General features: G+C 46.1%; 1 protein-coding gene. It reads left to right on the top strand.

Annotated features, from left to right (window positions below; all coding sequences use genetic code 11):
- A partial coding sequence (locus tag DM397_RS00545) for an HYR-like domain-containing protein (RefSeq protein WP_455550114.1) occupies positions 1 to 934 on the top strand: 934 nt, incomplete at both ends.

Below are 934 nucleotides of genomic sequence, written 5' to 3'. Positions count from 1 at the left end.
CAATGCTCAGGGAACCTACACGATTAACTGGACTTTTGATGACGGCAACGGAAATGTAGAAACAGCTATTCAAAAGGTAATCGTTAAAGACACGGAGAAACCTGTCAAGCCTGTATTGGCAGATATTACGGGAGAATGCTCTGCAACAGCAGCAGCTCCAACAACAACGGATAATTGCGCGGGAACAGTTACGGGAACAACGGCAGATCCTTTGACTTATACTGCTCAGGGAACCTACACCATAAACTGGACTTTTAATGACGGCAACGGAAATGTAGAAACAGCCACTCAAAAGGTAATCGTTAAAGACACCGAAAAACCTGTAAAACCAACATTAGCGGATATTACGGGAGAATGCTCCGCAACAGCAGCAGCTCCAACAGCAACAGACAATTGTGCGGGAACGGTGACTGGAACAACGGCAGATCCTTTGACTTATACTGATCAGGGAACCTACACCATAAACTGGACTTTTGATGACGGGAACGGAAATGTAGAAACAGCGGTTCAGAATGTAATCATTAAGGATACAGAGAAACCTGCAAAGCCTGTATTGGCAGATATTACGGGAGAATGTTCTGCGACAGCAGCAGCTCCAACAGCCACAGACAATTGTGCGGGAACGGTGACTGGGACAACATCAGATCCTTTGGCATACAATGCTCAGGGAACTTATACGATTAACTGGACTTTTGATGACGGCAACGGAAATGTAGAAACAGCGGTCCAAAAAGTGATCATTAAAGACACGGAGAAACCTGTCAAGCCCGTATTGGCTGATATTACGGGAGAATGCTCTGCAACAGCAGCAGCACCGACAACCACGGACAATTGCGCGGGAACAGTTACGGGAACAACGACAGATCCATTGGCATACAATGCTCAGGGAACCTACACGATTAACTGGACTTTTGATGACGGCAACGGAAATGTA

Source organism: Flavobacterium nitrogenifigens, assembly GCF_003254565.1.
In the GTDB taxonomy this organism is placed as follows: Bacteria; Bacteroidota; Bacteroidia; order Flavobacteriales; family Flavobacteriaceae; genus Flavobacterium; species Flavobacterium nitrogenifigens.
Note: the sequence above shows the minus strand (reverse complement) of the source record. Positions and strands in the feature narration are given on the sequence as shown.